Raw genomic sequence first — 26,642 nt, forward strand, 5'->3', positions numbered from 1 at the left:
TCAGTTCCCCTGCCCTTGTAGAAAGTCTTCGTCTTTGATGCGGTATTCGGCGCTGCGTGCGTGCGCGCTCAGCGATTCTCCGCGGGCCAGTACCGATGCCGTTTTACCCAGCTCGGAAGCACCGGCCTCGGAGCAGAAGATGATCGACGAACGTTTCTGGAAGTCGTACACACCCAGCGGCGAGGAGAATCGCGCAGTGCCGGAAGTCGGCAATACGTGGTTCGGGCCTGCGCAGTAATCGCCCAGCGCTTCCGAGGTGTGACGGCCCATGAAGATCGCGCCGGCGTGGCGGATCTGTGGCAGCCAGGCTTGCGGGTCAGCGACCGACAACTCCAGGTGTTCCGGGGCGATGCGGTTGGCGACTTCGATGGCTTGCGCCATGTCTTTCACGTGAATCAGTGCACCTCGGCCATTGATCGAGGTTTCGATGATGGTCGCGCGGTCCATGGTCGGCAGCAGTTTGTCGATGCTGGCGGCGACCTTGTCGAGGAACTCGGCGTCCGGGCTGACCAGAATCGCCTGCGCGTCTTCGTCGTGCTCGGCCTGCGAGAACAGATCCATGGCGATCCAGTCCGGATCGGTCTTGCCGTCGCACACCACGAGGATTTCCGAAGGGCCGGCGATCATGTCGATACCGACCTGACCAAACACGTGACGTTTGGCAGTGGCGACATAGATGTTGCCCGGGCCAACCACCTTGTCCACTTTCGGCACGCTTTCAGTGCCGTAAGCCAAAGCAGCGACGGCTTGCGCGCCACCGATGGTGAACACCCGGTCGACGCCGGCGATGCACGCTGCCGCCAGCACCAGCTCGTTGATTTCACCGCGCGGGGTCGGCACGACCATGACCACTTCGGTCACGCCGGCAACCTTGGCCGGAATCGCGTTCATCAGCACCGACGACGGGTACGACGCCTTGCCGCCCGGCACGTACAGACCGGCGCGATCCAGCGGCGTGACCTTCTGGCCGAGCACGGTGCCGTCGGCTTCGGTGTAGCTCCAGGAATCCTGTTTCTGTTTTTCGTGATAGCTACGCACACGGGATGCGGCTTTTTCCAGCGCTTCGCGCTGCGCCACGGTGATGCGAGTCAGGGCCAGTTCCAGGCGCTCGCGCGGCAGGATCAGGTCGGCCATCGAGGCGACTTCGAGGCCGTCGAATTTCTGGGTGAACTCGACCAGCGCCGCGTCACCGCGCTCGCGCACAGCCTTGATGATGTCCAGCACGCGCTGATTGACCGAGTCGTCAGACACACTTTCCCAGCTCAGCAGATGATCCAGATGATGCGCGAAATCCGGGTCAGCAGCGTTGAGTCGGCGAATTGCAGTCGGTGCGGTCATAGCGAGAGCCTCATAGGAATGGCAAAAACTCAGGCGCCCTAACTTAGCAGTCGTTTCCGCTTGGGCACCTGAGATTCTGGCTATGAGGCGGATAGACGGGCGCGACTTAACGTCGCGCAGGTGAATCAGCCGCGGTGTCGCGATTCCACTGCGTTGCGCAGGGTATCGATCAACGCCTGGATTCGGGCGTGTTGCATTTTCATCGAAGCCTTGTTGACCACCAGTCGCGAGCTGATCGTGGCGATCAATTCCTGAGGTTCCAGGCCGTTGGCGCGCAGGGTGTTGCCGGTGTCGACCACGTCGATGATCTTGTCTGCGAGACCGATCAGCGGCGCCAATTCCATCGAGCCGTACAGCTTGATGATGTCGACCTGACGGCCCTGCTCGGCGTAGTAACGCTTGGCAACGTTGACGAACTTGGTCGCCACGCGCAAACGGCCCTTGGGCTCGGCTGCACCGATCTTGCCGGCGGTCATCAGTTTGCACTGGGCGATTTGCAGATCCAGCGGCTCATACAAGCCCTGGCCGCTGTATTCCATCAGCACGTCTTTACCGGCGACGCCGAGGTCAGCCGCGCCATGCTCGACATAGGTCGGCACGTCGGTGGCGCGCACGATCAGCAGACGAACGTCGTCCTGCGTCGTGGGGATGATCAGCTTGCGGCTCTTGTCCGGATTCTCGGTCGGCACAATACCGGCTTCAGCGAGAAGCGGCAGGGTGTCGTCAAGGATGCGGCCCTTGGACAGTGCGATGGTCAACATGGGAAACGTCAGTCCTTATCAAGGTACTCATGTCCGGTCGCAATCGGCGCCGGACACACATCGAGCCGGAAACCGGCTCGACTCAAAACGAATTCAACGGACACGTCCCTGTGTCCCAATGCAGCAATCAGCCCGGAACGCGACGGATCTTGGCGCCCAGCATCTGCAGTTTTTCTTCGATGCACTCGTAACCACGGTCGATGTGGTAGATGCGGTCGATCAGGGTGTCACCTTCGGCAACCAGTGCCGAGATCACCAGGCTGGCCGAAGCGCGCAGGTCGGTGGCCATGACTGGCGCGCCTTTCAGCACTTCAGTACCGGTGACGATGGCGGTGTTGCCTTCGACCTGGATCTTGGCGCCCATGCGGTGCAGTTCATAAACGTGCATGAAGCGGTTTTCGAAGATCGTCTCGATCACTGCACCCGTGCCTTCGGCAATGGCGTTGAGCGAGATGAACTGCGCTTGCATATCCGTCGGGAACGCCGGGTACGGCGCGGTGCGCACGTTGACCGCTTTCGGGCGCTTGCCGTGCATGTTCAGCTCGATCCAGTCTTCACCGCTGGTGATTTCTGCGCCGGCTTCACGGAGTTTTTCCAGTACGGCTTCAAGGATGGTCGGATCGGTGTCCTTGACCTTGACGCGACCACCAGTGACCGCAGCAGCCACCAGGTAGGTGCCGGTTTCGATACGGTCAGGCATGACTTTGTAGAAGCACGAACCCAGACGCTCGACGCCATCGATGGTGATGGTGTCGGTGCCAGCGCCGGAAACCTTGGCGCCCATGGCGTTGAGGAAGTTCGCCAGGTCAACCACTTCAGGCTCGCGGGCGGCGTTCTGCAGCACGCTGCGGCCCTTGGCCAGAGCAGCAGCCATCATGATGTTTTCGGTACCGGTTACGCTGACGGTATCGAAGAAGAAGCTCGCACCACGCAGGCCACCTTCAGGCGCCTTGGCCTTGATGTAGCCGCCTTCGACGTCGATGATCGCGCCCATGGCTTCGAGACCGCGAATGTGCAGGTCGACCGGACGCGAACCGATGGCGCAACCGCCAGGCAGCGCGACTTCGGCTTCACCGAAACGAGCGACCATCGGACCCAGTACCAGGATCGATGCACGCATGGTTTTCACCAGTTCGTACGGGGCGATCAGGGTCTTGATGGTGCGCGGGTCGATTTCGACGCTGAGCTTCTCGTCGATCACCGGCTCGATGCCCATGCGCCCGAACAGCTCGATCATGGTGGTGATGTCGTGCAGGTGCGGCAGGTTGCCGACCGTCACCGGGCCATCGCACAGCAAGGTGGCAGCCAGGATCGGCAGGGCGGAGTTCTTTGCCCCGGAAATGCGGATCTCGCCATCAAGACGAGCGCCACCAGTAATAATCAATTTATCCATAAGAATCTCGACGCCCTTAGGCTCAGGTGCGCTCGGCCCAGGCCGCGCTGCTGAAAAATTTCATAGTGACCGCATGGATGCTGCCATCGGTGATCCATGGGTTCAAATGGGCATAGATCTGCTGCTGACGCTTCACCGGGCTCAACGCCGCCAGTTCATCGCTAATCACGTTCAGCTGGAAATTGCAGCCTTCGCCCTCAACTTCTACCAACGTTCCGGGCAGCTTTCCTTCAAGGAAGCTCTTCACTTCTACGGCCTGCATGCTCAACCTCAATCGGCGCCCTGTGCGCACGGGTCGGACATCATACAAAAAAGCCCCGCGCCTGCGAACCCCGCAAGGCAGGACTCTGACGGGGGGCTTCTTTATTGATGCGGGTTCAGGGTTGCGCCAACAGCTCGGTCAGTTCGCTGACCTGAGCGATTTCGCGCATGTCTTCGGGCATCGCCCGGATGCTTACCGCCTTGCCGGCGGCTTGCGCGTCGCGGATGAAGCACAGCAGCAACGACAAACCGACGCTACTGGACTTCTTCACCGCCGAGCAATCGATGACCAGCGAAGCAGCCTTGCTCGACTTGATCAGCGCCTGACCTTCCTTGCGCAAGTCAGGACCGGTGCGGTAATCCAGCACTCCGCTGAGCAATAGCTCGTCGACATCACTCATACGAACTGCCGCCTCAGTCATTGTGCCGACTTCTCTTCGGTGGTGGCTTTGGCCTTGGCAACCTCACCAGCCCAACCGTTGATAGTCTTGTCCAGATCATTGCCGTTACGCTGCATCGCGTCGGCGAACTGATCACGGAACAGCTTGCCGATGTTGATGCCGTTGATGATCACGTTGCGCAGTTTCCACTCGCCGTTGATCTTCTCCAGCGTGTATTGCACAGGATAGATCGCACCGTTGCTGCCCTTGACGGTCATGCCGACGCTGGTGCGGTCACCCGACTCATCCTTGGCAGGATCGACGGTGATGCCCTGGTTGTTGTACTCGAGCAAGGCGTTGCCATAGAACTGGAACAGGCCTTTCTTGAAGTTTTCCTCGAAGGTCTGCATCTGCGCCGGCGTAGCCTTGCGCGAATATTTGACCGTCATGATGCTTTTGGAAATACCTTCGGCATCCACCACCGGACCGACGATCGTGTTCAACGCCGTGTAGAAATCCTGCGGATCCTGCTTGTACTTCTCTTTATTGGCCTGCAGATCGGCGAGCATCCGGTTCGTCGTATCCTGAACCAGATCGTGCGCCGACTGTGCCGCCACAGCGGTACCCATCAGTGGCAGTGTCGCGAGCAACACCAACAGGCCACGTCGCAAGGTAGAGATCATTCAAAAGCTCCTCATTTGGCGTCTTTGCTAACGGTATTGAGCAGGAATTTACCGATCAGGTCTTCCAGTACCAGAGACGACTGCGTGTCGTGAATGGTTCCACCATCCTTCAGACGGGTGTCCTCCCCGCCTACGCTGATACCGATGTATTTCTCGCCCAGCAGACCCGCGGTCAGGATAGACGCTGTGGAGTCGGTTGGCAGATTGTCGACTTTTTTGTCCACTTGCAGGGTCACCCGACCGGTAAAGCTGTCGCGATCCAGATCGATTGCGGTGACCTTGCCGATGGTGACACCGGCCATGGTCACTTTGGCTCTGACCGTCAAACCGGCGATATTGTCGAAGTAGGCATAAAGTTTATAGGTATCGGTGGTCGAAGTCGGAGACAGGCCACTGACCCGCAAAGCAAGCAGCAACAAAGCCAGGATCCCTGCCAGCAGGAACAGGCCGACACCGATTTCCAGGGTGCGGTTTTGCATCAGAAATCTCCAAACATCAAAGCGGTCAGAATAAAGTCCAGGCCCAGCACTGCCAGCGAGGCAAATACTACGGTCTTGGTGGTGGCCCGACTGATGCCCTCGGAAGTGGGCTCACAGTCATAGCCTTGGAATACGGCGATCCAGGTCACGACGAAGGCAAACACGATACTTTTGATGACGCCATTGAGCACGTCACTGGTGAAGTTCACGCTGTTTTGCATGTTCGCCCAATACGAGCCTTCATACACGCCCAGCCAGTCGACAGCCACCCACGAACCGCCCCAGATACCCACCACGCTGAAAATCATCGCCAGCACCGGCAGGGAAATGAAACCGGCCCACAGACGCGGGGCAATAATGTATTTGAGCGGATCGACACCGATCATTTCCAGGCTGGAAAGCTGCTCGGTGGACTTCATGTTGCCGATTTCTGCGGTCAGTGCCGAACCGGCGCGACCGGCGAACAGCAGCGCGGTCACCACCGGGCCGAGTTCACGCAGCAGCGTCAGTGCAACCATCTGCCCCACCGCCTGCTCCGAACCGTAGCTCGACAGAATGCTGAAGCCCTGCAGCGCCAACACCATGCCGATGAAAATACCGGAGACCACGATGATCACCAGCGACATCACGCCGACCGAATGCAGTTGCTTGATCAGCAAGCCGAAACCGCCGCTGATCCCGCCACGCCCCAGCAAGGCGTGGAACAGGAACAGCGTTGCACGACCGAACACCGCAATGGCGTCGATCGCCGCTTCGCCGAAACGGCGCACGCGTTCTATTAATGAAATTCTGCGCATCAACGTTTCCCCAGAAGATCTGCGCGGTAATCCGTCGCTGGAAAGTGATACGGAACCGGGCCATCAGGATCACCGGTCATGAACTGGCGAATCCGTGGCTCATCTGAATTCATCAGTTCGTCCGGCGTGCCCTGCCCCAATACCTGGCCATCCCCCACTACATAGATGTAGTCGGCGATGCTCGCGGTTTCGGCCAGATCGTGGGACACCACGATGCTGGTGATCCCCAGCGCATCGTTGAGCAGACGGATCAGCCGCACCAGCACGCCCATGGCAATCGGATCCTGACCGACGAACGGTTCGTCGTACATGAGGATCTGCGGATCGAGCGCAATCGCCCGGGCCAGCGCCACGCGGCGCTTCATGCCGCCGGACAACTCGTCGGGCATCAGCTCGATGGCGCCGCGCAGACCGACCGCCTGCAACTTCAGCAGGACGATGTCGCGGATCATTTCTTCGGGCAATTGGGTATGAACGCGCAGGGGAAAAGCGACGTTCTCGAACACATCGAGATCGGTGAACAGCGCGCCGCTCTGGAACAGCACACCCATGTGCTTGCGCGCATCGAACAGATCGCTGCGCGACAGCGCAGGCAGGTTCTGACCGTTGACCCAGACTTCGCCGCTGGCAGGACGCAACTGTGCGCCCATCAACCGCAACAGCGTGGTCTTGCCACACCCGGAAGGCCCCATGATGCCGGTGACCTTTCCACGCGGGATGCGAATATCGACGTTATTGAAAATGCTGCGCGCACCGCGCTTGAAGGAGACTCCCTTCAGCTCGACCGCGTAGGCGTTATCGGCACTCATCTAAACTCCTTGCGATGCAGCCTCTCACTCGGACGCCTGGCTTTAGTTAAAAAGCACGTACATCCCGGGCAGGCCGAACTGGCGGCGAACTATATCACTGCAAAGGCCATGCGCCCAAGGCTTGTACCGGCCCCTGTTCGGCTAAATGACAGCTCTGGAGACTGTTTTCACGGGTTTTGGTAACGAGGAATGACAAAGCACGACGAACTTGCGTGAGGCTTTCCAACATAACCGCTATAATCGCCGCCTTTTCATCGGGCTATACGATTTCTGACATGAGCCAATCCAGCGACCTGATCCAATCGGCACAACGCACCATCCGCCTCGAAGTGGAAGCCGTACAAGGCTTGTTGCCCCATATCGACGCCGATTTCGTACGCGCTTGCGAGATGATTCTGGCCAGCAAGGGCCGTGTTGTGGTGGTCGGCATGGGCAAATCCGGGCACGTCGGCAACAAGATTGCGGCGACGCTGGCCAGCACCGGCACCCCGGCATTTTTCGTACACCCGGCTGAAGCCAGTCATGGCGACATGGGCATGATCACTCGCGATGACGTGATCCTCGCGCTGTCGAACTCCGGCTCGACCAACGAAATCGTCACCCTGCTGCCGCTGATCAAGCGTCTGGGCATCCAGTTGATCAGCGTGACCGGCAATCCGGCCTCGCCATTGGCCAAGGCCGCTGAAGTCAATCTCAACGTACACGTCGAACATGAAGCTTGCCCGCTGAACCTGGCCCCGACCTCCTCCACCACTGCCGCACTGGTCATGGGCGACGCCCTGGCGGTGGCATTGCTGGAAGCCCGCGGCTTCACCGCTGAAGACTTCGCCTTCTCCCACCCGGGTGGCGCCCTCGGCCGTCGCCTGTTGCTGAAAGTGGAAAATGTCATGCACGCCGGGCAGGAACTGCCGCAGGTGCAGCGCGGCACGCTGCTCAAAGACGCGCTGATGGAAATGACCCGCAAGGGTCTGGGCATGACCGTAATTCTTGAAGCTGACGGCAAACTGGCCGGGATCTTCACCGACGGCGATTTGCGCCGCACCCTGGATCGCAGCATCGATATTCGCAGTGCCACGATTGACCAGGTCATGACCGCTCACGGCAAAACCGCCCGGCCGGAGATGCTCGCCGCCGAAGCCCTGAAAATCATGGAAGACCATCGAATCAACGCGCTGGTCGTTGTCGACGAGGAAGATCGCCCGGTCGGCGCCTTCAACCTCTCCGATCTGCTGCGCGCAGGAGTGATGTAAATGAGCACCGATCTGCTGCAACGCGGTAAAGCAATCAAACTGGCGGTTTTCGACGTCGACGGCGTCCTCACTGACGGACGTCTGTATTTCCTTGAAGACGGCAGTGAATTCAAGACATTCAATACGCTCGACGGCCAGGGCATCAAAATGCTGATGAACGCTGGCGTACAGACTGCCATCATCAGCGGTCGTAAAACCCCCGTGGTCGAGCGCCGGGCGAAAAACCTCGGCATCCCGCACCTGTTTCAAGGGCGCGAAGACAAATTGGTGGTTCTGGACGGTCTACTTGAACAACTGGGCCTAAGCTATGAACAGGTCGCCTACCTCGGTGACGACCTGCCCGACCTGCCGGTGATTCGCCGTGTGGGACTGGGCATGGCTGTCGCCAACGCTGCCGACTTCGTCCGCGAACACGCTCACGGCGTGACCCGGGCCCGTGGTGGCGAAGGTGCCGCCCGCGAATTCTGCGAATTGATCCTGCGCGCCCAGGACCGTCTCGATGCAGCCAACGCCGCGTACCTGTGAGCCAAACCATGTTTAGCAAAAAATTTCGCAACCTCCTGCTGTTCGGCTGCATCGCCGCGATATTCGCAGCGGTAGGCTACTGGAACATCAGCCCGGAACGCTTCCTCGACAAGCCTCCGGTCACGTCCGTCGAAACCCCTATCGACTGGTATGCAACCAATACGCATACCCTGCAATATCTGCCGGACGGCAAAGTGCAATACGAAATGACCTCCGAAAAGGCCGAACACGTCAAGGCGACCGACATCACGCTGGTCACCAAGCCCGATCTGAACATGTACCGCGGAACGGAGTTTCCATGGCACGTGACCAGTGAACGCGGCGAAGTGAATTCGGGCGGCACCCAGGTCGAATTGATCGATTCGGTACGCATCAAGCGCACCGATGAGCATAACCGCGATCTGCTGGTCACCTCCACGCGCATGACAGTGTTCCCGCAGGAACAATATGCGCAGACCGAGCAACCCGTTAGAATCGACGGCGCTGGCGGTGTATCGACTGGCGTGGGAATGAAAGCGTATCTGAAGGAAAGCAGGATACACCTGCTATCGAACGTAAGAGGACAGTATGAGGCTCGTTAAAACCCTCCCTATTTTGCTCAGTCTGGGCGCAGCACTGGGAAGCGTGAGCGCCTGGGCTCTGCCGAACGATCAAGAGCAGCCAATCCGCATTCAGGCCGACGATGCCCAGCTGGACGACAAGAATGGCGTTGCCACCTATAAGGGTGACGTGATCATCACTCAGGGTTCGATGAAGGTGACCGGTAATACCGTGACCATCACCCGCACCCCGGCAGGTGATATCGACGTGGTGACCTCGGTGGGCAACCTGGCTTACTTCGAGCAGTTGCAAACTGCTGGCGATACCAAACCCGTTCAAGGCTGGGGCGTTACGATCCAGTACCACGCCGCGCAAAACCGGGTCGTACTGATCGACAAGGCCAAGGTTGTCGACAAGGACAACAACACGACCCAGGGCGAGAAAATCGTCTACGACACCGTGAAGAAACTGGCCAGCGCCGGTCGCGCTACTGGCAGCAAAGTCACCGAGACGCGACCGCGCATCGACATGGTGATTCAGCCGAAGCCGAAAAACGACCAGAAAAAGGCCCCGTAATGGCAACTCTGAAAGCCCAGCATCTGGCCAAGGCGTATAAAAGTCGTCAGGTCGTGCGTGATGTCAGCCTGTCCATCGACAGCGGTCAGATCGTCGGCCTGCTCGGCCCTAACGGCGCCGGCAAGACCACCTGCTTCTACATGATCGTTGGCCTGGTCCAGGCTGATCAGGGTCGCGTACTGATCGATGATCTGGACGTCAGCCACCAGCCAATGCACGGCCGCGCCAAGGCCGGCATTGGCTATCTGCCGCAAGAAGCGTCGATCTTCCGCAAACTGTCGGTAGCCGACAACATCATGGCCATCCTCGAAACCCGTCAGGAGCTCGACAAGGCCGGCCGTCGCAAGGAGCTGGAAAGCCTGCTGCAGGAATTCCACATCAGCCACATCCGCGACAACCTCGGCATGAGCCTGTCGGGTGGTGAACGTCGTCGGGTGGAAATCGCCCGCGCACTGGCGACCGCACCAAAATTCATCCTGCTCGACGAACCGTTCGCCGGTGTCGACCCGATTTCGGTCGGCGATATCAAGCAGATCATCCACCACCTCAAGGCCAAGGGCATCGGCGTGTTGATCACCGACCACAACGTGCGTGAGACGCTGGATATCTGCGAAACCGCCTACATCGTCAACGACGGTCAGCTGATCGCCGAAGGTGACTCTGCGACCATCCTGGCCAACGATCTGGTCAAGGAAGTGTATCTGGGCCACGAATTCCGCTTGTAAGCGCAAAGTGCCCGGTGAGCCGCCCGGGTGCTGTATCGATTCAAGCAGGATTTAATACGCTTTAATTGTTACAGCGCTCTAGGCAAACACTTCAGTTTCAGGCATATAATTTGCTTAAGTTTGGCGCTCCGGCGCCCTGTAGTGGATGGCGCATAGCGCCGGCGAATAAGGTGTTAAGCCCCTGCCATGAAACCATCGCTAGTCTTGAGAATGGGCCAGCAGCTGACGATGACACCGCAGCTGCAACAGGCCATCCGCCTGCTCCAATTGTCGACCCTGGATTTGCAACAGGAAATCCAGGAGGCCCTGGAATCCAATCCGATGCTCGAACGCCAGGAAGAAGGCGAAGACTTCGACAACTCCGATCCCCTGGCCGACAACGCCGAACAGAAGCCCAACACTGAGATCCAGGAACCCTCCTATCAGGAAACCGCCCCGACGGTGGACAACCTCGAGGACGGCGACTGGAGCGAGCGCATCCCCAACGAGCTACCGGTCGATACGGCCTGGGAAGACGTTTACCAAACCAGCGCCAGCAGCCTGCCCAGCAACGATGACGACGAGTGGGACTTCACCACCCGCACCTCTGCGGGTGAAAGCCTGCAAAGCCACTTGCTGTGGCAATTGAATCTGGCACCGATGTCCGACACCGATCGACTGATCGCTGTCACCCTGATCGATTGCATCAACAATCAGGGTTATCTGGATGAAACCCTCGAAGAGATTCTTGAAGCATTCGATCCGGAACTGGACATCGAACTGGACGAGATCGAAGCCGTCCTGCACCGCATCCAGCAATTCGAACCCGCAGGCATCGGCGCCCGCAACCTCGGCGAGTGTCTGCTGCTGCAACTGCGTCAGTTGTCGGCCAAGACCCCTTGGCTGGCCGAAGCGAAGCGTCTGGTCACCGACTACATCGATTTGCTCGGCAGCCGTGATTACAGCCAGTTGATGCGCCGCATGAAACTCAAGGAAGACGAGCTTCGTCAAGTCATAGAACTGGTGCAAAGCCTCAACCCGCGCCCGGGCTCGCAGATCGAATCTACAGAAGCCGAGTACGTCGTACCTGACGTCATCGTGCGCAAGGACAACGAGCGCTGGCTGGTCGAGCTGAATCAGGAGTCCGTGCCACGCCTGCGGGTCAACGCCCAGTACGCCGGTTTCGTGCGTCGCGCCGATACCAGCGCCGACAACACCTTCATGCGCAATCAGTTGCAGGAAGCTCGCTGGTTCATCAAAAGCCTGCAAAGCCGCAACGAAACCCTGATGAAAGTAGCCACCCAGATCGTCGAGCATCAGCGCGGCTTCCTGGAATACGGCGACGAAGCCATGAAGCCGCTCGTCCTGCATGACATCGCCGAAGCGGTCGGCATGCACGAATCGACGATTTCCCGGGTGACCACGCAGAAATTCATGCATACCCCGCGCGGTATTTATGAACTGAAATACTTTTTCTCCAGCCACGTCAGCACTTCCGAAGGCGGCGAATGCTCGTCCACGGCGATCCGCGCGATCATCAAAAAACTGGTTGCTGCGGAAAATCAGAAAAAGCCGTTGAGTGACAGCAAGATCGCTGGTTTACTGGAGGCACAAGGCATTCAGGTGGCTCGCCGCACCGTCGCCAAGTACCGCGAATCCCTCGGGATCGCGCCTTCGAGCGAACGCAAGCGGTTGATGTAAGCCACGTTACAGCGTTCCAGTGGCAGGCTATCCAGCCTGCCGCTTTATGCACTGGCAACGAAGGAGAAGCTGTATGCAAGTCAACATCAGTGGACACCAACTGGAAGTGACCGAACCTCTGCGCACTTATATCGGCGAAAAACTCGAACGATTGGAGCGCCATTTCGACAAGATCACCAACGTGCAAGTCACGATGTGCGTCGAGAAGCTGAAGCAGAAAATCGAAGCCACCTTGCATATACCCGGCGGAGAAGTGGTCGCCAATGCCGAGCATGACGACATGTATGCCGCGATCGACCTACTGACCGACAAGCTGGATCGCCAACTCAAAAAGCATAAGGAAAAGACCCAGAGCCTCCTTCAGGGCGCCACCGGTCGATAACCCCCCATTCCATGATCCGACTTGAAAGTATCCTGACCCCCGGCCGTTCCCTCGTGAACGTGCCGGGCGGCAGTAAAAAGAAAGCCCTCGAACAGATTGCCAACCTGATCGCCCGCGAAGTGCCGGATCTGGAGATGCAAGATGTCTTCGAGGCCCTGATCGCCCGTGAAAAACTCGGCTCTACCGGTTTTGGTAACGGCATCGCCATTCCCCACTGCCGCCTCAAGGGTTGCGAAACGCCCATCAGTGCGTTGATGCACCTTCAAGCCCCAATCGATTTCGACGCCATCGACGGCGCCCCGGTTGACCTGCTGTTCGTATTGCTGGTCCCGGAAGCAGCTACCGATGCGCACCTGGAATTGCTGCGTCAGATCGCCAGCATGCTCGACCGCAAGGACGTGCGCGATAAATTGCGCAGCGCCGCGAGCAACGAAGCCTTGTACCAGGTCGTTCTGGACGAGCAGAACGGGCACTAATCATGCGTTTGATCATTGTCAGCGGCCGTTCCGGCTCGGGTAAAAGCACCGCCCTGGATGTCCTTGAGGACAACGGTTATTACTGCATCGACAATCTGCCGGCCGGCCTGCTGCCGGAACTGGCCGAACGCGCGTTGATTCACACTGAACTGGCGCAACCGCTGGTGGCCGTGTCAATCGATGCGCGTAACCTGCCGAGCCATCTGACGCGTTTTCCGGAGCTGCTTGAGGATGTCCGCAACAAGCACATCCAGTGTGATGTCTTGTATCTGGATGCCGACGAGGAAACCCTGCTCAAGCGTTTTTCCGAAACCCGCCGTCGCCATCCGCTGAGCAACGCCAACCGCTCGCTCGCCGAGGCGATTCAGGATGAAACAGCCCTGCTCGGCCCCATCGCCGACCTCGCCGACCTGAAGATCAACACCACCAATCTGAACCTGTACCAGCTGCGCGACACCATCAAGCTGCGTTTGCTGAATCAGCCGGAGCCGGGCACCGCGTTTCTGGTCGAGTCATTCGGATTCAAGCGTGGTATGCCGGTGGATGCAGACCTGGTGTTCGATGTGCGCTGCCTGCCTAATCCGTACTGGAAACCTGAGTTGCGCGCGCAATCGGGTCTCGATGAACCGGTGGCGGAGTATCTGGCGGCGCAGCCAGAGGTGGAGGAAATGTTCCAGGACATCTTCACCTACTTGCATAAGTGGCTGCCGCGCTTCGCCGCGAGCAACCGCGCCTATGTCACCATTGCCATTGGCTGTACCGGCGGGCATCACCGCTCCGTCTACCTGACCGAACGCCTGGGTCAGGCCCTGCAGAAAACCCTGAAGAACGTCCAGGTTCGCCACCGCGACCTCACTTAAAGGATTCACACCGCGATGCCTGCTCTGGAAATCGAAATCATCAATAAACTGGGTTTGCATGCCCGAGCTTCCGCGAAGTTCGTTGGCGTCGCCGGTGAGTTCAAAGATTGCAAGATTCGTGTCGGGCGGACTCCAGAGACCATGGTCGACGGAAAAAGCATCATGGCCATGATGATGCTCGCTGCCGGCAAGGGCACGATCATTCACCTGAGTACCGAAGGTGAGCAGGCTGACGAAGCCTTGCAGGCATTGGTGAATCTGATCAACGACTATTTTGGCGAAGGCGGCTGATCGCCTGTGGCGAGGGAGCTTGCTCCCGCTCGGCTGCGTAGCAGTCGTCAATGCGGTGCAACTGGCAGATGGCTAATGGGGCCGCTTCGTAGCCCAGCGGGAGCAAGCTCCCTCGCCACAATTCAACTCAACCCAATGCCGTATCCATCACCATCATCAAACAAAACCCGATCAACAAGCCAAGACTGGCCAGTTTGTCATGACCATTGCGTCGCGACTCGGGGATCACTTCGTGGGTCACCACCAGCAGCATAGCCCCCGCCGCCAGCGCCAAACCTAACGGCAACAACACCTGCGCCAGGCTCACCAGCCACGCACACAACAGGGCAAACACCGGCTCAACCAGACCCGATGCCGCGCCGATCAGGAACGCCTTGACCCGCGACATCCCAGCCCCGGCCAGCACCAGCGCAATCACCAGACCTTCCGGCACATCCTGCAAGGCAATGCCCATGGCCAGACTGTCGGCATCCGGCATGCCTCCACCAGCGGAGACACCAACCGCCATGCCTTCCGGAATGTTATGGGCAATGATGGCGAACACGAACAGCCAGATCCGCGGCGGAATCACCGGGCGTTCGAGCGTGCCCACGAGCATCTCCGGCGACGCACCGGACAATTGCCGGTCGACCAGAAACAACCCGAACGCACCGAGCATGATGCCGAAGCAGATCAAGCCACTCGCGGCCCACGGTGTCAGGCCGAGGCTTTCAGCGGCGGCAATGCCCGGCACGATCAGCGAAAACGCCGTCGCTGCCAACATCACGCCCGCGCCAAAACCCAGCAATGTATCGCTGAGCGCCTGAGGCATGCGCCGAATCACCAACACCGGCACCGCCCCGAGCGCCGTGCCGAGCGCGCAAATCGCCCCGCCTTGCAACGCCCGGGAAAGCCTCGGTTCCAGATCCAGCCATTCCAGTCCGTGAGCGACCAGCAAGGTCATGCCCGCCAACAGCAAGAGCGACCCCACCGCGTAACGAAACATACGCCCACTTCCGATCGCCAGTGTTTCAGTGCCCATAGTCAGCCTTGGATTGTTTTTATAGAAGACTTAAACCAGTGCGGCTTTGTAGCGCGCAGCCACTTCAGGCCAATTGATCACGTTGTAAAACGCATTGATGTATTCCGGACGACGGTTCTGGTAACGCAGGTAGTAGGCATGTTCCCAGACGTCGAGACCAAGAATCGGCGTATTGCCGTTCATCAACGGGCTGTCCTGGTTGCCGCTGCTTTCCACGATCAGTTTCTTCTCCGGGGTCACGCTGAGCCAGGCCCAACCGCTGCCGAAACGGGTCAGCGCGGCTTTGGTGAACGCCTCTTTGAAACTGTCCAGACCACCCAGTTGCTCATCAATGGCCTCGGCCAGTGCGCCATCGGGTTTACCGCCGCCGCTTGGCACCATGACTTCCCAGAACAGCGAATGGTTGGCGTGACCGCCACCCTGATTGATCACCGCTGCACGGAGTTTTTCCGGCAATTGCTGAACGCTGGCGACCAGTTTTTCCACCGGCCACTCGGCGTATTCAGTGCCTTCCATTGCGGCGTTGAGGTTGTTGATGTAGGTCTGGTGATGCTTGGTGTAGTGGATCTCCATGGTCTGCGCATCGATATGCGGTTCGAGGGCGTCATAGGCGTAAGGCAAGGCAGGCAGGGTAAAAGCCATTTCAATGGACTCCATGGTGATGTGGGGCAGGAGCGCGACGCGCATTGCCGGTATCCGGATGCAGCAGGCGCTGAGTGCGTGGGTATTCGCCGTGCTCGCTGATGAAATTCAGCAACTCGACGTAGGTCTTGCTGCTCTGACGCAGCGCCGCTTCACGCAGGGCCGGGCGCAGGCGCTCGTCCTGCATGGTCTGCAACAGCCGCTGGTGGATCGCGCAGAGATACTCGGCGCTCTCCTCTGGCTGATTCAGGCGCAGGTGCAGATCTGCCAGGTTGTGATGGGAGATGACGCAGGCAGCCACCGCTTCGTCGGCATCCGCCCAGCGCTCGAACAACACTTGCGCCAGGGCCAGGGCTTGCAGGTAAGCCTCACGGGCGTCGATCAACTCGCCCAGCATGAAGCAGCGATTGGCCCGTTCGATCGTGAGTTTCCAGTGCTCCATGGTGAGCCTCCAAAGCGGTTGCGGGGTTTACACGCCGCCGGCTGTGAGCTTCTCGGGATTGAGTAACTCTTCCAGCTGGTTACGCGACAGATCAGTGTGTTCCAGCGCAACGTCGATCACCGGGCGGCCCTGTTTGTAGGCTTGCTTGGCGATTTCGGCGGCTTTCTGGTAACCGATGATCGGGTTGAGCGCGGTGACCAGAATCGGGTTGCGCGACAGCGCTTCCTTGAGCCGCGACTCATTGACCTTGAATGTGGCGATGGCCTTGTCGCCGAGCAGACGGCTGGAATTGGCCAGCAGTTCGATGCTGCTCAACAGGTTCTGGGCGATGATTGGCAGCATCACGTTCAGTTCGAAGTTGCCCGACTGACCGGCAATGGTGATCACCGAATCGTTGCCGATCACTTGTGCAGCAACCATGGCGGTGGCTTCCGGGATCACCGGATTGACCTTGCCCGGCATGATCGACGAGCCCGGTTGCAAGGCTTCCAGTTCGATTTCGCCGAGGCCGGCGAGCGGGCCGGAGTTCATCCAGCGCAGGTCGTTGGCGATTTTCATCAACGAAACGGCGGTGGCCTTGAGCTGGCCGGAAACGGCGACGGCGGTGTCTTGCGAGCCGATCAGGGCGAACAGATCTTTGCCTTGGGTGAATTGCACGTTGGTCAATTGGCTGAGTTGGCGACTGAAACGTGCGGCGAATTCCGGATGCGCATTGATCCCGGTACCGACTGCCGTGCCGCCCTGCGCCAAGGATTGCAGGCTTGGCAGCAAATCCTGCAGATGACCGATGTTGGCCTTGAGTTGCTGCGCCCAGCCGTTGAGCACCTGGCTCATGCGCACCGGCATCGCGTCCATCAAGTGAGTGCGCCCGGTTTTGACGTGGTGATGCACCTGATCGGCTTTGTGCTCGATCACTTGCACCAGATGCAGCAGCGCCGGCAGCAGTTGTTCGTGCAGGGCCAGCGCAGCGCTGACGTGGATGGTGGTCGGGATGATGTCGTTGCTGCTCTGGCCGCAGTTGACGTGATCGTTGGCATTCACTGGCTCGCCGAGCAGGCGACTGGCCAGGGTCGCGATCACTTCGTTGGCGTTCATGTTGGAGCTGGTGCCGGAACCGGTCTGGAAGATATCCACCGGGAAGTGCTGCATGAAGTCACCTTCGAGCAACCCTTGGGCGGCGTCGCTGATGGCTTTGCCCTGAGCGGCACTGATCTGGTTGAGCTCGACGTTGGCCCGGGCGGCAGCCGCTTTGGCCAGAATCAGCGCACGAATGAACTGCATCGGCATTGGTTTGCCGCTGATCGGAAAGTTATCCACTGCGCGCTGGGTCTGCGCGCCGTAGAGAGCGTCCACCGGCACCTGCAGTTCGCCCATGCTGTCACGCTCAATACGTGTCTTGGTCATCGGTAAATCCTTGGACTAGTTCAATGAGAGGAATCGAGGGAAGCAACTCGCAGGTCGCCAGTTGCCAGGTGTAGCGCTGCCAGCGCTTGAGCCGGCATTTGCACAGCGACAGACGCTCCATTTCACGTAATGGGCGCCAGGCCTGATCGAGACAGAGGCTGCGCCAGTGCCACGGCAAGGCGATGTCGGTGGCCGTGTCGAGCAGCAGACGGAAAGAGGTTTCAGCGATGGTCCACGTGGAAGTTGCCGTACAGCAGGCCAGATATCGCCCTTCGGCGAGGTAATGCTCGATCAGGCGCGGCTCGTCAGAATCCATCGCACAACGGATCTGGCGACTCATCCAGCGCCAGTTTTCAAGGTACGGCTGCTCGTGCAAGGCAGAACTCATGATCCGGGCTCATTCGATAATGAGATTTATTATTAGATGATAATGAGAACCAAAACAAGAGCTCCGAGCTATGCAGATTTCATTGTGGGAGCGAGCCTGCTCGCGAAGGCGTCGTGTCAGTCACCGTGGAGATTGGCAGTTAAATCGCCTTCGCGAGCAGGCTCGCTCCCACAGGGTTTTGTGTGACACCAATGAAAAAGGCGCGACATCCGGGTGGAAGGCGCGCCTTTTGGTGTAGCGGGAACGGGTTTAGCTGCCCGCTACCGTCATCCGTTCGATTAACACCGAACCTGTGCGGATATTGCTGCGCAGCTCCAGATCGTTACCCACGGCGACGATCTGCTTGAACATGTCGCGCATGTTGCCGGCGATGGTCACTTCCTGCACCGCGAACTGGATTTCGCCGTTCTCGACCCAGAAACCCGCCGCACCGCGCGAATAATCGCCAGTGACCATGTTCAAGCCATGGCCCATCAATTCGGTCACCAACAAACCACGGCCCATGCGTCGCAGCAGCGCCGCCTGGTCTTCATCGCCATGGGTCACGAACAGGTTGTGCACGCCGCCCGCGTTCGCCGTGCTCGGCATGCCGAGCTTGCGCCCGGAGTAAGTGCCGAGGATGTACGAGACCAGCTCACCTTTTTCGACGAACGGTTTTGCATAAGTTGCCAGGCCATCGCCGTCATACGAAGCACTGCCCATGGCGCGCATCAGGTGTGGGCGCTCGTCGATGGTCAGCCACTCCGGGAACAGCTTCTGCCCCAGCGTACCTTCCAGGAACGATGATTTGCGATACAGGCTGCCGCCGGACACCGCCGAAAGGAAACTGCCGAACAATCCACCTGCCAGCTCAGCAGAAAACAGCACCGGCACTTCACAAGTCGGTACCGGACGCGCGCCCAGGCGGCTCGCTGCTCGTTGTGCGGCCTTCTGGCCAATGCTCACCGGATCGGCAAGCAATGTGCCCTGACGACTCACGTCATACCAGTAATCACGCTGCATCTGGCCACCGGCCTCGGCGATCATCACGCAGCTCAGGCTGTGCCGTGTCGACGCATAGCCACCAATGAAACCGTGGCTGTTGCCATACACGCGGCAACCCTGATGGGTGCTGAGCGTGGTGCCATCGGCGTTCTTGATCCGCGCATCGGCGTCGAATGCCGCCGCTTCACAGAGCAACGCCTTCTCGATGGCTTGCTCCGGGGTGATATCCCATTCGTGAAACAGGTCGAAATCCTGCAGATCCCTGGCCATCAGCGCCGCATCGGCGAGGCCCGAGGCTTCGTCTTCAGAGGTGTGTTTGGCAATGGCCAGCGCCGCAGCGACGGTCTCGCGAATCGCATCCGGACCGGTGGCGGAGGTGCTGGCCGAGCCTTTACGCTGGCCGACATACAGCGTGATGCCAAAACCCTGATCGCGGTTGAACTCGACTGTTTCGACCTCGCGCTGGCGCACCGAGGTCGACAGCCCCTGCTCCAGCGACACCGCAACTTCGCAGGCACTGGCGCCCTGACGCTTGGCTTCGGCGATGATCTGCTCGACCTGTTCTTGCAGTGCCGGCAATGCCTGCGGGCCGACGCTTTCAACTGCACTCATGCTCATCTCCACTCAAATTCTGCTTTCGGCTGGGGTCATCGAGCGACCGGGCCGGACAAGCGGCCCCCGACTGGTTATCATGGCGGCGTTTCTTTGCGGACTGCCACCATGGTTGATTCTTACGACGACTCCCTCGATACGGGAGAAAAAAGCAAATCTCAGGTCAAACGCGAGCTGCATGCTCTGGTTGACCTCGGCGAGCGCCTGACAACACTCAAGCCTGACTTGATCGCAAAACTGCCGCTGACCGACGCCATGCGCCGGGCCTTGGCCGATGCGCCCAAGCACACCGCGAACATCGCGCGTAAACGGCACTTGCAGTTCATCGGCAAACTGATGCGCGATCAGGACACTGACGCGATTCTCACGCTGCTCGATCAACTCGATGCCTCGACTCGTCAGTACAACGAGCGTTTTCACAACCTCGAACGCTGGCGTGATCGCCTGATTGCGGGCGACGATGCCGTGCTGGAGAAGTTCGTCATCGAGTACCCGGACGCCGATCGCCAGCAATTGCGTTCCCTGATCCGTCAGGCTCAGCACGAGGTTGCGCAAAACAAACCTCCTGCTTCCAGCCGCAAGATCTTCAAATACATCCGTGAACTGGACGAGACTCAACGCGGACTGCGTTGATATTCGTCACCGGGTGGTCGCCCTGTGCGCCACCCGCAGTTCCACCTCTTTTTATGCGCCCGTGCCACCCACGGTGATCGCATCGATTTTCAGCGTCGGCTGGCCAACCCCCACCGGTACCGACTGCCCATCCTTGCCGCACGTGCCTACGCCGCTGTCCAGCGCCAGATCGTTACCGACCATCGACACCCGGCTCATTGCCTCAGGGCCGTTGCCAATCAACGTCGCGCCTTTGACCGGCGCGGTAATCTTGCCGTCCTCGATCAAGTACGCCTCGCTGGTGGAGAACACGAACTTGCCGCTGGTGATGTCGACCTGACCGCCACCGAGGTTGGCGCAGTAGATGCCCTTCTTCACCGAAGCGATGATTTCCGCCGGATCGCTTTCGCCGCCGAGCATGTAGGTGTTGGTCATCCGTGGCATCGGCAGGTGCGCATAGGATTCGCGACGGCCGTTGCCAGTGCGCGCCACACCCATCAGGCGAGCGTTGAGCTTGTCTTGCATGTAACCCTTGAGCACGCCGTTTTCGATCAGCGTGGTGCACTCGGTCGGCGTGCCTTCGTCGTCGACACTCAGCGAACCGCGACGGCCACTCAGGGTGCCGTCATCGACGATGGTGCACAGCTTCGAGGCAACCATTTCGCCCATGCGCCCGCTGTAGGCGGAGCTGCCCTTGCGGTTGAAGTCACCTTCCAGACCGTGGCCCACCGCTTCGTGCAGCAATACGCCAGACCAGCCCGACCCCAACACCACCGGCAAGGTCCCGGCCGGCGCCGGAATCGCTTCGAGGTTGACCAACGCCTGACGCAACGCTTCACGGGCATAACCCATGGCACGGTCTTCGGCGAGGAAATAACGGTAGTCGGTACGTCCGCCGCCGCCATGGCCACCACGCTCGCGACGACCATTCTGCTCAACGATGACGCTGACGTTGAAACGCACCAGCGGTCGCACATCAGCCGCCAGACCGCCATCGGTGGACGCCACCAGAATTCGCTCCCAGACACCGGCCATGCTCACGCTGACCTGCTGAATGCGCGGGTCAAGCGCGCGCGTGGCAACATCGATGCGCTTGAGCAGTTCGACTTTCTCGGCACGGCTCAGCACTTCCAGCGGGTTGTCCGGCGCATACAACTGGGCGACGTCCTGTGTGGTGAACGCCTGGACGGTGCCGTTCTGCCCGGCCCGGGAGATTGAACGGGCCGCACGCGCCGCAGCGCCCAAGGCTTCGAGGGTGATCGCGTTACTGTAGGCAAAACCGGTTTTTTCACCGGACTGCGCACGCACACCGACACCCTGGTCGAGGTTGAAGCTGCCTTCCTTGACGATGCCGTCTTCCAGCGCCCAGGACTCGGAAATCTGGCCCTGGAAATACAGGTCGGCGGCATCGATGCCCGGGCCCGCCAGATCGCCGAGCACGCCTTGCAGGCTCTCGATCGTTACGCCGCCGGGCGCCAAAAGGTGATCACTGACTGAGGACAACAACTCGCTCATGGTTTAGGCCTTAAATTCATGTTCTGAAGCAGGTCGCTGTGCGCCCTGCGAGAAAAACCGCCGATGACTCGTCACCGGCATCCGCGCCCTGATGGACGCTTGTTCGTCGCTATCGCGTTCGGCCAACAACACCGCTTCGCCTTGATCCTGATGCGCCAGCACGCGACCCCACGGGTCGACGATTGCCGCATGCCCGAAGGTTTCTCGCGGCCCCGGATGGGTCCCGCCCTGCGCTGCCGCCAACACATAACACTGAGTCTCGATGGCCCGCGCACGGATCAGCACCTCCCAGTGCGCCGCGCCTGTCACGGCGGTAAAGGCCGACGGAGCGGTAATCAACTCGGCACCGGCGGCACGCAATTCGCTGTACAGCTCCGGAAAGCGCAGGTCATAACACACGGTCAGACCGACCTTGCCCACCGGGGTGTCCGCCACCACCACGCCGCTGCCATAAGCATAGTCATCGGATTCGCGGTAACGGCCGCGATTGTCCGCTACATCGACATCGAACAAGTGCAACTTGTCATAGCGTGCAACGATTTCGCCGTGATCGTTGACCAGCAGTGAACAGGCGTGCGACTTGGCGTCGGGTTGATCGACCGGCGGCAGCGGCAATGTGCCGCCGACTATCCATAACCTGAGGTCGCGGGCGGTCTGTTTCAACCATGGCAGGATCGGACCTTCGCCAAGCGCCTCGGCGCGGCCGATGTCGGCAATGTCACGACGGCCCATGGCGGCGAAGTTCTCCGGCAACACGGCCAGCTTCGCGCCCCCCGCTGCCGCTTGTTCAAGCAGGCGCCGGGCCTGAGCCAGATTGGCCAGCACGTCACTCTGGCTGACCATTTGAATCACCGCCAAAGACATGGCCGCTCCTCGGAATCTGCAGATAACGGTGTAGGAGCTGCCGCAGGCTGCGATCTTTTGATGTTGCTTTTAAACCAGATCAAAAGATCGCAGCCTGCGGCAGCTCCTACATAGGGATTAGCGCCATGCTACTCAAAAAGGCTTGTCGAAGGTGATTTTCGGCTCTTTCCACGGGCCTTTGACGGTGTATTTCACACTGGCAAAGCGCGCCACACGGTCGCCGATGAGCTTGTCGATCAGGAACAGTGCGCCGCCGACCGCCGGAGCGCCAACGATCAGCGCGGCAATCGGCAGGTTGTTGGTCACCGGCAACGTCACCAGCAATTTGGCGTCGACCTGATCGCCGACCAGGTCGAGTGTGCCGTCCAGTTCGATGTTGCTTGATGGCCCGGTCAGGCGGATCGGTTCGCGGGTCACGTAGACCCCGTTGTTCGCCACCAGCAGACCTTTGACCCGGTCGTAGCTCAGACCTTTGCCGAACAGGTCGGAGAAGTCCAGACGCAACCGGCGGCCGATGGAGTTGAAGTTGAGCAGGCCAAATACGCGCAATGCCTGCGCCCCACCTTCCACTTCGACAAACTGGCCTTTGCTCAGCGAAGCATCGAGGGTGCCGGAGAAACGCTTGGTCGCCAGCCATGCGGGCGAACCCGGCCAGCGGCCATCGACGTCCATATGGAATTCTTCGCTGGTCACGCTCGGCGCGAAGCCCCAGCCCTTGAGCACATCGGCGAGGTTCTTGCCGCCAATCCGGCCCTTGAACCAGCTATTGGTCGAGCCTGGCGCGCCTTCCCAGCCGCCATTGCCCTGCAACAGGATGCCTTTGAGGCCCATGTCGAGATTGTTCAAGGCAATGCCTTTGGCGGTCGGCCGGACCTTGAGTGACCAGCCACCGACCAGATCCTGCCCCAGAAACAGCTGATTGATGGTGATATCCAGCGCCGGGATTTTCGTCGGATCGACCGACGCCAACGGGTCGGGCGCATTCTCGTCAGCCTGCACTGTCGGATCCGGCGCCGGCAGTCGCACGTATTGCAGGTTGACGGCAATCGGCGCGCTTTTGGCATCCGGTAGACTGGCGGTGCCCTTGGCTTGCTGACTGTCCAGCGCCAGATTCCACATTCCCGGCTTGCGATTCACCTGCACCGAAGCCTGATCCAGCGTCGTGCCGAATGCGGTCAGCTTGCCGACCTTGAAGTCGGCACTGCTCAACAGTTGCTTGGCGCTGCCACCCGGATCCTGTCCGGCATATTTGTTGACCAGATCCTGCCACGGTGCGACGTCCAATTCCGACAACACACCGCGAATGCGCAAGCCCTTGGCGCCAGGCAACACGGCTTCGCCGGCACCGAGGAACAACTCACCACGGCCGTCAGCGAAATTGCTCGGCGGCGCCGCGAAGGTGAAATTCGCCAGTTGATCGTAATTGACCCAGTAACGCCGTTCCTGTCCCTGCAGTGTCATGCGGAATACCGTGTCGCGCCCGACATCCACCGCCATGCCAAATGGCGCAGGCAGATCGACGGCCACACCTTTCATGCTGGAACTGACCATCAACTGACTGTCGGCACCGTCCAGGTTCAACTGCAACTGATAGGGAATTGTCCCGGACACCGGCAACGGCTGGGTCACGCCGAGCCAGTCCGTGAGTTTCTTGACTTCAACCTGGCCCGACGCCGCCACGCGGGTCTTGAGTTTGCCAGGGCTGCCGTCAGCAAAGATCTGCGCAGTGACCGGTTTGTCGAACGCTCGAGCAGCGATGTTTTGCCCACTGAGTCCCTTGGCGCTGTCGAAACGGAAATCACCTTTGAGCTGGGTCAGTTCCAGTTTCGGCTCGGCCAGTTTCAGTCGCGCATTGGCAGTCTTGAAATCGACGACGATCTTCGGCTGGTCACCGCCCTTGTCCAGCGGGATATCCAGTTTGAGTTTGCCTTGCAGATCGCCCGCACCTTCCCAGCCGGCAAAGGTTTCGCCCGTGCCGATCGGTGCGTCCTGAAGAATTTTCAGGCCATCACCGAGGCCGCCGGAAAACCCGCCGTCGAGATACATATGGGTGTGTTGTCCGGCCGGCACGTGGGGAATGTTAACGAAAACATCGCTGACCTGGGTATCGAGCAACTGGCCCTTGCTGGCCAGAATCCGTACGCCGCTGTCCTCGATGAACACATCGCCGCTGACCTTGCTGACATGCGGCCAGCCTGGCTGGAAGGCCAGTTCGGCGTCATGCACCTTGAAGAACAGACTGATGCTGCGATCCGCCTCACCGGCGTTCTTGCTCAGTGACCCCTGATACTGAAAGAAGCCCTGATCCACGGCGCCCTGGAGGATCGCGCTACGCAACCATTCGTCCAGCGCCGGGCTCAGCACCTGAGGCAAATACTTGGCGGTGTAGCGACCGTCGCCTTCGACCAGACCGACCCGCAGGTCCATGTAGTCTTCCTGACTGTGATCGAAGTGCAGGCGAATCAGGAAGTCGCCGGCAATCTTGCCTTCTTCACCCAGCACTTTCAGATACGGCGCGATCAGGGTGAAACCGTCTTTATCGAGTTTCCAGGTCAACCGGGCGTTGGCCTGAATGTACTGCCACGGCTTGGCGAAAATCGGATCGAGGTGCAGGACAAAGTCCTTGCTGTCCATGCGCAACTCGCCGCCGTCGAGATTGCCGCTGAGGCTACCGCTGACATTTCGTGCCGCCGGGGCACCGTGATAAGCATCGAAACCGACGTTGTCGAGGTTGGCCGCGAAACCGAATTTGCTGCCATCAGTAGCGTTCGGACGGAAATCCAGCAACACATTGCGCAAACCACCCGTGACCTTCAAACGCTCGACCACCGTGGCAAAACCTTGCGGCAACGGCCCCAATGCGTTGAGCAGCGGTGTAATCGGTGTCAGATCGAGACGATCAGCCTGTAGGTGCCAGAGTTCGTCAACCTTGTCGGTAGCGACTGTCTGCTGCACTTGCACGCGCGACTCCCAGCGGGTTTCGCCGAAGTTCATCGCCAGCGAATCAAGGGTGACGGTCGCGCCTTTGGCGCTGTTCTCGTAGTAGGCGTTGAGCGCCAGATTGTTGATCTGGATCGGCTTGCGCTCAGCGTAGGCGCCGATCAGTTGCGGCGCATTCAATCGCACTGCGGCACTTTGCAGAGTGCCTTGCGACCAGTTCACCCACAGTTCGCCCCCAGCCTTGATCTCGGAGAAATTCCATTGCTGGGTAAGACGCCCTGGCAGCCACTTTGACCAGTCACTTTGCGGCAGGCTGACGTACCCCTCCACCGAGCTGTCCTGCCATTGACCGGGGCGGATGCGCGTGCGCAGGTTCAGCGCAACGGGTTGGCCGTCAGGCAGGGTCAAACGTGCGTCGAGACGCTGCCGACTGGCGCCGGTTTTCAGATTGAGGCCGACATAGGTGAGCGTCATCGCCGGGTGATCCAGCGGCTGCAAGGTCACCTGACTGTCGAGCACCGAGAGTTGCTGAATCATTTGCGAGCGATTGAACAGTTGCTCCGGATCGAACGGCTGATCCTTCTGCACGGGCAGCCCTTCCAGCGCCCAACTGCCATCCTCGGCTTCCTTGAGGCTGATTTTCAGGCCGTTGAGTTCCAGATGCGCGATGCGCACTTCACGAGCCAGCAGACTGGTCCACAGATCCGGCACGACGCGCACCCGATCCAGGCGCAGGGCATTGGCGCCATCACCGACCATGACGTCATGGGCCAACAGGATCGGTGCAAAACCGCTCCAGTTGCCCTCCAGCTCACCGATCTGCAGCGGCATGCCGAGGGCGGCACTGGCCTTGTCTTCGATCTCGGCGCGGTATTCGGCAACCAAAGGCGTCAGTTCACGACCGAGACTGACGTACAACGCCATCAACACCAGAACCAACGCGCACAGGCCCAGCCCCCAGCGGGTAAGTGCGGCCAAAAGGCGTGTCAGACGGTCCATGTCAGTTGGCTCC

Annotated in this window: 29 protein-coding genes; 11 read left to right on the forward strand and 18 right to left on the reverse strand. The window is 59.7% G+C overall.

What is annotated here, in order from left to right; genetic code table 11:
- The 9 genes from hisD to JFT86_RS01900 all read right to left on the reverse strand — a co-directional run bounded on the left by hisD (position 1) and on the right by JFT86_RS01900 (position 6,901).
- A complete protein-coding gene (gene hisD / locus JFT86_RS01860) occupies positions 1 to 1,338 on the reverse strand; it encodes a histidinol dehydrogenase (protein ID WP_201235304.1) in 1,338 nt (445 codons plus the stop codon).
- Positions 1,339 to 1,463: 125 nt separating this feature from the next.
- Positions 1,464 to 2,099 carry an ATP phosphoribosyltransferase gene (gene hisG / locus JFT86_RS01865; protein WP_016771668.1) on the reverse strand — a complete coding sequence of 212 codons (636 nt, stop codon included), beginning with the start codon at positions 2,097 to 2,099 and terminating at the stop codon, positions 1,464 to 1,466.
- 127 nt (positions 2,100 to 2,226) lie between these two features.
- Positions 2,227 to 3,492, reverse strand: a complete 1,266-nt coding sequence (gene murA, locus JFT86_RS01870) for a UDP-N-acetylglucosamine 1-carboxyvinyltransferase (protein WP_201235312.1) — start codon at positions 3,490 to 3,492, stop codon at positions 2,227 to 2,229.
- A 22-nt stretch (positions 3,493 to 3,514) separates the two neighbouring features.
- On the reverse strand, positions 3,515 to 3,754 hold the full coding sequence (locus JFT86_RS01875; RefSeq protein WP_007912386.1) for a BolA family protein: 240 nt from the start codon (positions 3,752 to 3,754) through the stop codon (positions 3,515 to 3,517).
- Positions 3,755 to 3,869: 115 nt separating this feature from the next.
- Complete coding sequence (locus JFT86_RS01880) at positions 3,870 to 4,175, reverse strand: STAS domain-containing protein (RefSeq protein ID WP_201235314.1); 306 nt, start codon at positions 4,173 to 4,175, stop codon at positions 3,870 to 3,872.
- Positions 4,172 to 4,816, reverse strand: a complete 645-nt coding sequence (locus JFT86_RS01885; RefSeq protein WP_201235316.1) for an ABC transporter substrate-binding protein — start codon at positions 4,814 to 4,816, stop codon at positions 4,172 to 4,174. Before JFT86_RS01885 ends, JFT86_RS01880 begins: the two co-directional genes overlap by 4 nt.
- Before the next feature lie 11 nt (positions 4,817 to 4,827).
- Complete coding sequence (gene mlaD, locus JFT86_RS01890) at positions 4,828 to 5,295, reverse strand: outer membrane lipid asymmetry maintenance protein MlaD (protein ID WP_007967220.1); 468 nt, start codon at positions 5,293 to 5,295, stop codon at positions 4,828 to 4,830.
- Positions 5,295 to 6,092, reverse strand: coding sequence for a lipid asymmetry maintenance ABC transporter permease subunit MlaE (mlaE, locus tag JFT86_RS01895; protein WP_201235318.1), 798 nt, complete (start codon positions 6,090 to 6,092; stop codon positions 5,295 to 5,297). The genes mlaD and mlaE overlap by 1 nt, the downstream gene beginning before the upstream one ends.
- The gene (locus tag JFT86_RS01900) at positions 6,092 to 6,901 is read right to left on the reverse strand and encodes an ATP-binding cassette domain-containing protein (RefSeq protein ID WP_201235325.1); all 810 of its coding nucleotides are present in this window, start codon (positions 6,899 to 6,901) and stop codon (positions 6,092 to 6,094) included. Before JFT86_RS01900 ends, mlaE begins: the two co-directional genes overlap by 1 nt.
- Before the next feature lie 275 nt (positions 6,902 to 7,176).
- Here JFT86_RS01900 and JFT86_RS01905 point away from each other — a divergent pair, with 275 nt between their 5' ends.
- The 10 genes from JFT86_RS01905 (at position 7,177) to JFT86_RS01950 (ending at position 14,206) form a co-directional block, all read left to right on the forward strand.
- Complete coding sequence (locus tag JFT86_RS01905) at positions 7,177 to 8,151, forward strand: KpsF/GutQ family sugar-phosphate isomerase (RefSeq protein WP_047299779.1); 975 nt, start codon at positions 7,177 to 7,179, stop codon at positions 8,149 to 8,151.
- Complete coding sequence (locus JFT86_RS01910; RefSeq protein ID WP_201235327.1) at positions 8,152 to 8,676, forward strand: HAD family hydrolase; 525 nt, start codon at positions 8,152 to 8,154, stop codon at positions 8,674 to 8,676.
- An 8-nt stretch (positions 8,677 to 8,684) separates the two neighbouring features.
- Complete coding sequence (gene lptC / locus JFT86_RS01915; RefSeq protein ID WP_201235329.1) at positions 8,685 to 9,257, forward strand: LPS export ABC transporter periplasmic protein LptC; 573 nt, start codon at positions 8,685 to 8,687, stop codon at positions 9,255 to 9,257.
- Positions 9,244 to 9,792 (forward strand): lipopolysaccharide transport periplasmic protein LptA, encoded by a 549-nt coding sequence (gene lptA, locus JFT86_RS01920; protein WP_201235336.1) that lies wholly within the window; start codon positions 9,244 to 9,246, stop codon positions 9,790 to 9,792. Before lptC ends, lptA begins: the two co-directional genes overlap by 14 nt.
- A complete protein-coding gene (lptB, locus tag JFT86_RS01925) occupies positions 9,792 to 10,517 on the forward strand; it encodes an LPS export ABC transporter ATP-binding protein (protein WP_007953572.1) in 726 nt (241 codons plus the stop codon). The genes lptA and lptB overlap by 1 nt, the downstream gene beginning before the upstream one ends.
- Before the next feature lie 186 nt (positions 10,518 to 10,703).
- The gene (locus tag JFT86_RS01930) at positions 10,704 to 12,197 is read left to right on the forward strand and encodes an RNA polymerase factor sigma-54 (protein WP_201235338.1); all 1,494 of its coding nucleotides are present in this window, start codon (positions 10,704 to 10,706) and stop codon (positions 12,195 to 12,197) included.
- A 73-nt stretch (positions 12,198 to 12,270) separates the two neighbouring features.
- The gene (gene raiA, locus JFT86_RS01935) at positions 12,271 to 12,579 is read left to right on the forward strand and encodes a ribosome-associated translation inhibitor RaiA (RefSeq protein ID WP_201235340.1); all 309 of its coding nucleotides are present in this window, start codon (positions 12,271 to 12,273) and stop codon (positions 12,577 to 12,579) included.
- Between the two features lie 11 nt (positions 12,580 to 12,590).
- Positions 12,591 to 13,055 (forward strand): PTS IIA-like nitrogen regulatory protein PtsN, encoded by a 465-nt coding sequence (gene ptsN, locus JFT86_RS01940; RefSeq protein WP_201235347.1) that lies wholly within the window; start codon positions 12,591 to 12,593, stop codon positions 13,053 to 13,055.
- A gap of 2 nt (positions 13,056 to 13,057) precedes the next feature.
- The gene (gene rapZ, locus JFT86_RS01945; RefSeq protein ID WP_201235349.1) at positions 13,058 to 13,915 is read left to right on the forward strand and encodes an RNase adapter RapZ; all 858 of its coding nucleotides are present in this window, start codon (positions 13,058 to 13,060) and stop codon (positions 13,913 to 13,915) included.
- A gap of 15 nt (positions 13,916 to 13,930) precedes the next feature.
- The gene (locus JFT86_RS01950; RefSeq protein WP_169843104.1) at positions 13,931 to 14,206 is read left to right on the forward strand and encodes an HPr family phosphocarrier protein; all 276 of its coding nucleotides are present in this window, start codon (positions 13,931 to 13,933) and stop codon (positions 14,204 to 14,206) included.
- Between the two features lie 127 nt (positions 14,207 to 14,333).
- Here the strand turns inward: JFT86_RS01950 and JFT86_RS01955 are convergent, their stop codons facing one another.
- The 6 genes from JFT86_RS01955 to pmbA form a co-directional block, all read right to left on the reverse strand.
- Positions 14,334 to 15,227 (reverse strand): ZIP family metal transporter, encoded by an 894-nt coding sequence (locus JFT86_RS01955; protein WP_201235351.1) that lies wholly within the window; start codon positions 15,225 to 15,227, stop codon positions 14,334 to 14,336.
- Between the two features lie 30 nt (positions 15,228 to 15,257).
- Positions 15,258 to 15,869, reverse strand: coding sequence for a superoxide dismutase (locus JFT86_RS01960; RefSeq protein WP_201238539.1), 612 nt, complete (start codon positions 15,867 to 15,869; stop codon positions 15,258 to 15,260).
- Between the two features lies 1 nt (position 15,870).
- Positions 15,871 to 16,311: a hypothetical protein gene (locus JFT86_RS01965; protein ID WP_064119359.1), complete on the reverse strand. Its 441-nt coding sequence runs from the start codon at positions 16,309 to 16,311 to the stop codon at positions 15,871 to 15,873.
- Positions 16,312 to 16,338: 27 nt separating this feature from the next.
- Positions 16,339 to 17,715 (reverse strand): class II fumarate hydratase, encoded by a 1,377-nt coding sequence (locus tag JFT86_RS01970; RefSeq protein WP_201235353.1) that lies wholly within the window; start codon positions 17,713 to 17,715, stop codon positions 16,339 to 16,341.
- The gene (locus JFT86_RS01975; protein ID WP_201235354.1) at positions 17,696 to 18,103 is read right to left on the reverse strand and encodes a FagA protein; all 408 of its coding nucleotides are present in this window, start codon (positions 18,101 to 18,103) and stop codon (positions 17,696 to 17,698) included. The genes JFT86_RS01970 and JFT86_RS01975 overlap by 20 nt, the downstream gene beginning before the upstream one ends.
- A gap of 249 nt (positions 18,104 to 18,352) precedes the next feature.
- A complete protein-coding gene (pmbA, locus tag JFT86_RS01980; protein ID WP_201235362.1) occupies positions 18,353 to 19,705 on the reverse strand; it encodes a metalloprotease PmbA in 1,353 nt (450 codons plus the stop codon).
- 102 nt (positions 19,706 to 19,807) lie between these two features.
- On the opposite strand from pmbA, the gene yjgA reads away from it, so the two are divergent.
- Positions 19,808 to 20,332, forward strand: a complete 525-nt coding sequence (gene yjgA, locus JFT86_RS01985) for a ribosome biogenesis factor YjgA (protein ID WP_201235364.1) — start codon at positions 19,808 to 19,810, stop codon at positions 20,330 to 20,332.
- 51 nt (positions 20,333 to 20,383) lie between these two features.
- On the opposite strand, the gene tldD is transcribed toward yjgA, so the two are convergent.
- The 3 genes from tldD to JFT86_RS02000 form a co-directional block, all read right to left on the reverse strand.
- On the reverse strand, positions 20,384 to 21,826 hold the full coding sequence (tldD, locus tag JFT86_RS01990) for a metalloprotease TldD (RefSeq protein ID WP_034154473.1): 1,443 nt from the start codon (positions 21,824 to 21,826) through the stop codon (positions 20,384 to 20,386).
- Positions 21,827 to 21,829: 3 nt separating this feature from the next.
- Positions 21,830 to 22,690 carry a carbon-nitrogen hydrolase family protein gene (locus tag JFT86_RS01995; protein WP_201235366.1) on the reverse strand — a complete coding sequence of 287 codons (861 nt, stop codon included), beginning with the start codon at positions 22,688 to 22,690 and terminating at the stop codon, positions 21,830 to 21,832.
- Between the two features lie 132 nt (positions 22,691 to 22,822).
- The gene (locus JFT86_RS02000) at positions 22,823 to 26,629 is read right to left on the reverse strand and encodes a YhdP family protein (RefSeq protein ID WP_201235373.1); all 3,807 of its coding nucleotides are present in this window, start codon (positions 26,627 to 26,629) and stop codon (positions 22,823 to 22,825) included.
- Positions 26,630 to 26,642: the final 13 nt, after the last annotated feature.

This window comes from Pseudomonas sp. TH06, from assembly GCF_016651305.1.
Taxonomy (GTDB): Bacteria; Pseudomonadota; Gammaproteobacteria; order Pseudomonadales; family Pseudomonadaceae; genus Aquipseudomonas.

What these genes read in the sequence shown, in the direction of transcription:
- hisD (WP_201235304.1), bottom strand. Translation starts at nt 1,338, where the DNA reads ATGACCGCACCGACTGCAATTCGCCGACTCAACGCTGCTGACCCGGAT.
- hisG (WP_016771668.1), bottom strand. Translation starts at nt 2,099, where the DNA reads ATGTTGACCATCGCACTGTCCAAGGGCCGCATCCTTGACGACACCCTG.
- murA (WP_201235312.1), bottom strand. Translation starts at nt 3,492, where the DNA reads ATGGATAAATTGATTATTACTGGTGGCGCTCGTCTTGATGGCGAGATC.
- JFT86_RS01875 (WP_007912386.1), bottom strand. Translation starts at nt 3,754, where the DNA reads ATGCAGGCCGTAGAAGTGAAGAGCTTCCTTGAAGGAAAGCTGCCCGGA.
- JFT86_RS01880 (WP_201235314.1), bottom strand. Translation starts at nt 4,175, where the DNA reads ATGACTGAGGCGGCAGTTCGTATGAGTGATGTCGACGAGCTATTGCTC.
- JFT86_RS01885 (WP_201235316.1), bottom strand. Translation starts at nt 4,816, where the DNA reads ATGATCTCTACCTTGCGACGTGGCCTGTTGGTGTTGCTCGCGACACTG.
- mlaD (WP_007967220.1), bottom strand. Translation starts at nt 5,295, where the DNA reads ATGCAAAACCGCACCCTGGAAATCGGTGTCGGCCTGTTCCTGCTGGCA.
- mlaE (WP_201235318.1), bottom strand. Translation starts at nt 6,092, where the DNA reads ATGCGCAGAATTTCATTAATAGAACGCGTGCGCCGTTTCGGCGAAGCG.
- JFT86_RS01900 (WP_201235325.1), bottom strand. Translation starts at nt 6,901, where the DNA reads ATGAGTGCCGATAACGCCTACGCGGTCGAGCTGAAGGGAGTCTCCTTC.
- JFT86_RS01905 (WP_047299779.1), top strand. Translation starts at nt 7,177, where the DNA reads ATGAGCCAATCCAGCGACCTGATCCAATCGGCACAACGCACCATCCGC.
- JFT86_RS01910 (WP_201235327.1), top strand. Translation starts at nt 8,152, where the DNA reads ATGAGCACCGATCTGCTGCAACGCGGTAAAGCAATCAAACTGGCGGTT.
- lptC (WP_201235329.1), top strand. Translation starts at nt 8,685, where the DNA reads ATGTTTAGCAAAAAATTTCGCAACCTCCTGCTGTTCGGCTGCATCGCC.
- lptA (WP_201235336.1), top strand. Translation starts at nt 9,244, where the DNA reads ATGAGGCTCGTTAAAACCCTCCCTATTTTGCTCAGTCTGGGCGCAGCA.
- lptB (WP_007953572.1), top strand. Translation starts at nt 9,792, where the DNA reads ATGGCAACTCTGAAAGCCCAGCATCTGGCCAAGGCGTATAAAAGTCGT.
- JFT86_RS01930 (WP_201235338.1), top strand. Translation starts at nt 10,704, where the DNA reads ATGAAACCATCGCTAGTCTTGAGAATGGGCCAGCAGCTGACGATGACA.
- raiA (WP_201235340.1), top strand. Translation starts at nt 12,271, where the DNA reads ATGCAAGTCAACATCAGTGGACACCAACTGGAAGTGACCGAACCTCTG.
- ptsN (WP_201235347.1), top strand. Translation starts at nt 12,591, where the DNA reads ATGATCCGACTTGAAAGTATCCTGACCCCCGGCCGTTCCCTCGTGAAC.
- rapZ (WP_201235349.1), top strand. Translation starts at nt 13,058, where the DNA reads ATGCGTTTGATCATTGTCAGCGGCCGTTCCGGCTCGGGTAAAAGCACC.
- JFT86_RS01950 (WP_169843104.1), top strand. Translation starts at nt 13,931, where the DNA reads ATGCCTGCTCTGGAAATCGAAATCATCAATAAACTGGGTTTGCATGCC.
- JFT86_RS01955 (WP_201235351.1), bottom strand. Translation starts at nt 15,227, where the DNA reads ATGGGCACTGAAACACTGGCGATCGGAAGTGGGCGTATGTTTCGTTAC.
- JFT86_RS01960 (WP_201238539.1), bottom strand. Translation starts at nt 15,869, where the DNA reads ATGGCTTTTACCCTGCCTGCCTTGCCTTACGCCTATGACGCCCTCGAA.
- JFT86_RS01965 (WP_064119359.1), bottom strand. Translation starts at nt 16,311, where the DNA reads ATGGAGCACTGGAAACTCACGATCGAACGGGCCAATCGCTGCTTCATG.
- JFT86_RS01970 (WP_201235353.1), bottom strand. Translation starts at nt 17,715, where the DNA reads ATGACCAAGACACGTATTGAGCGTGACAGCATGGGCGAACTGCAGGTG.
- JFT86_RS01975 (WP_201235354.1), bottom strand. Translation starts at nt 18,103, where the DNA reads ATGAGTTCTGCCTTGCACGAGCAGCCGTACCTTGAAAACTGGCGCTGG.
- pmbA (WP_201235362.1), bottom strand. Translation starts at nt 19,705, where the DNA reads ATGAGCATGAGTGCAGTTGAAAGCGTCGGCCCGCAGGCATTGCCGGCA.
- yjgA (WP_201235364.1), top strand. Translation starts at nt 19,808, where the DNA reads ATGGTTGATTCTTACGACGACTCCCTCGATACGGGAGAAAAAAGCAAA.
- tldD (WP_034154473.1), bottom strand. Translation starts at nt 21,826, where the DNA reads ATGAGCGAGTTGTTGTCCTCAGTCAGTGATCACCTTTTGGCGCCCGGC.
- JFT86_RS01995 (WP_201235366.1), bottom strand. Translation starts at nt 22,690, where the DNA reads ATGTCTTTGGCGGTGATTCAAATGGTCAGCCAGAGTGACGTGCTGGCC.
- JFT86_RS02000 (WP_201235373.1), bottom strand. Translation starts at nt 26,629, where the DNA reads ATGGACCGTCTGACACGCCTTTTGGCCGCACTTACCCGCTGGGGGCTG.